The 2,355-nt window shown below is 65.9% G+C and carries 2 protein-coding genes and 2 pseudogenes; all 4 read left to right on the forward strand.

Annotation, left to right across the window (positions count from 1 at the left end):
• Positions 1–105 (forward strand): annotated as a pseudogene (locus KH616_RS24220) (septum formation inhibitor Maf); the annotation flags it as partial.
• Positions 106–565: 460 nt separating this feature from the next.
• Positions 566–1,570 carry an RluA family pseudouridine synthase gene (locus KH616_RS24225; protein WP_292253746.1) on the forward strand — a complete coding sequence of 335 codons (1,005 nt, stop codon included), beginning with the start codon at positions 566–568 and terminating at the stop codon, positions 1,568–1,570.
• Between the two features lie 5 nt (positions 1,571–1,575).
• Entirely contained in the window at positions 1,576–2,235 is a 660-nt protein-coding gene (locus KH616_RS24230; protein ID WP_292253749.1) for an HAD-IA family hydrolase, read from the forward strand.
• A pseudogene (locus KH616_RS24235) lies at positions 2,232–2,355 on the forward strand (Rieske (2Fe-2S) protein); the annotation flags it as partial. The gene KH616_RS24230 and the pseudogene KH616_RS24235, both read left to right, overlap by 4 nt.

Below are 2,355 nucleotides of genomic sequence, written 5' to 3' on the forward strand. Positions count from 1 at the left end.
CGCTACCGCCGCGCGCTGCTCGAGCGGCTTTGCGTGCCATTCGACGTCGTGTCGCCCGACCTCGACGAAACCCCGTTGCCCGACGAGACGCCTGCCGCGGGCGCGTCGCAATGAGTCGCGCGCGTCGCTCGGCGGCAGATGCTGCGGCTGGGCCGCAGCGGGGAGTATCGAATCCAGCCCGACTTTCCCGCCTGGGGTGTTCTTCCTAGTTTTGACGTCGCCTGGTTCCGCACGCTTCGCGAAACCCAATCGGGCGCAACGCCGTAATATTCGCAACCGGCAGCCTGTGCGCACGCGCATCGCGCGCCGCCGGGGCTGCCAATTAAATTCTTTTCAACCAACATTCCGTTACCGCGGCGCCTTGCCGACCGAATCCGCCTGTGGGCGCGATCCTTGCCGGCGGCCGGCGCCGTGCGTGCAACTTTGCTGCTTCTCTTTATTCGGGGCGAGCAGCACGCCCTCGGCGCAAGTAAAATGACGGTTTGCGCTTGCGCCTCGCCCAATCCGTCCGGAAGCGGCCGGTCAGGCCGCCCGCTACGTCAGGCTGGGCAAAATTATATTCAGTATGAATGAGTTAGGCAAAATATCCCAGAAATCGGTCGCAAGTGGCCAGGTCTCGATGATCGAGATCGACGACAGCGCTGCAGGTCAGCGTATCGACAACTTCCTGTTGCGCGTCTGCAAAGGCGTGCCGAAAAGCCATATTTACCGGATCCTGCGAAGCGGGGAAGTCCGCGTCAATAAGGGTCGGGTCGATGCGCAGTACCGGCTCGCCCACGGCGACGTCGTGCGCGTGCCGCCGGTGCGCGTGGCCGCCGCGGACCTCGCGCGCGCCGACACGCCGGTCGTGCCGCCCGCGCATTTCGACGTGCTGTTCGAGGACGACGCGATACTCGTCATCAACAAGCCGGCGGGCGTCGCGGTGCACGGCGGCAGCGGTGTCGCGTTCGGCGTGATCGAACAGATGCGGCAGGCGCGTCCGCACGCGAAGTTCCTCGAACTGGTGCATCGTCTCGATCGCGAGACATCCGGCATCCTGATGCTCGCGAAGAAGCGCTCCGCGCTGGTGGGCCTGCACGAGCAGATCCGGGAGAACCGGATGGACAAGCGCTACTACGCCTGCGTGCATGGCGAGTGGCAGTCCGACTGGGGCCGCCGCCGTGCGGTGAAGGCGCCGCTTTTCAAGTACACGACCCCGGAAGGGGAGCGCCGGGTGCGCGTGCAGGACGACGGATTGCCGTCGCACACCGTGTTCAATCTTGTCGAGCGCTGGCCGGAGTACGCGCTCCTCGAGGCGGAACTTAAAACGGGACGGACCCATCAGATTCGCGTGCACCTCGCGCATCTGGGCCTGCCGATCGCCGGCGACGCCAAATATGGCGATTTCGCACTGAACAAGGCGCTGTCGCGGGCGAACGCGCAGCCGTCGCTGAAGCGGATGTTCCTGCATGCGCACCGGTTGCGGCTCGTCCATCCGCTGACCGGCGAGGCGCTGCAGTTCGACGCGCCGCTGCCGGACGAATGCCGGCGCTTTCTCGATCAACTGAGCGCTTTGCGCGATACCGCTTGAACCGCATGTCCCGACAGCAATTTGATCTGATCGTCTTCGACTGGGATGGCACGTTGATGGATTCGACGGCGCACATCGCCTACAGCATCCAGGCCGCGTGCCGCGATCTCGGTTTGCCCACGCCGTCCGACGAGGCGGCGCGTTACGTGATCGGACTCGGTCTGCGCGATGCGTTACAGATTACCGCTCCGACCCTCGATCCATCCGACTATCCGCGCCTCGCGGAGCGCTACCGGTATCACTACCTGATCAAGGATCAGCACATCGAGCTGTTCGGCGGCGTGCGCGAGCTGCTCGAGGAATTGCGCGGCACCGGTTACCTGCTGGCGGTCGCGACCGGCAAGGGTCGGGTCGGGTTGAACCGCGCGCTCGACCAGGCGAAGCTGACGAGTTTGTTCGATGCGACGCGCTGCGCGGATGAAACGTTTTCGAAGCCGCATCCCGCGATGCTGCAGGAGCTGACCCGTGAATTGGGTCAGGATCTCGCGCGCACCGTGATGATCGGCGACACGACGCACGACCTGCAAATGGCCGCGAGCGCGGGCGCGGCAGGGATCGGCGTCGCGTACGGCTCGCATCCCGCCGATGCGCTCGCTGCACTGGCGCCGCGCTTCGTCGCGCCGGACGTCGACGCGCTGGCCGGCTGGCTGCGCGAATACGCATGAGCGGGTTCTCCGTCGTCGACGCGGTGCGCGTGTGCGCATCGGACGCGCTGGCCGATGGCGGCGCGGGCGTGCGTGTCGACGCGACGCTGCGCGGCGAACCGGTCGTCGTGTTTTTCGTGC

The sequence above is a fragment of the Burkholderia sp. genome (assembly GCF_018375725.1).
In the GTDB taxonomy this organism is placed as follows: Bacteria; Pseudomonadota; Gammaproteobacteria; order Burkholderiales; family Burkholderiaceae; genus Burkholderia.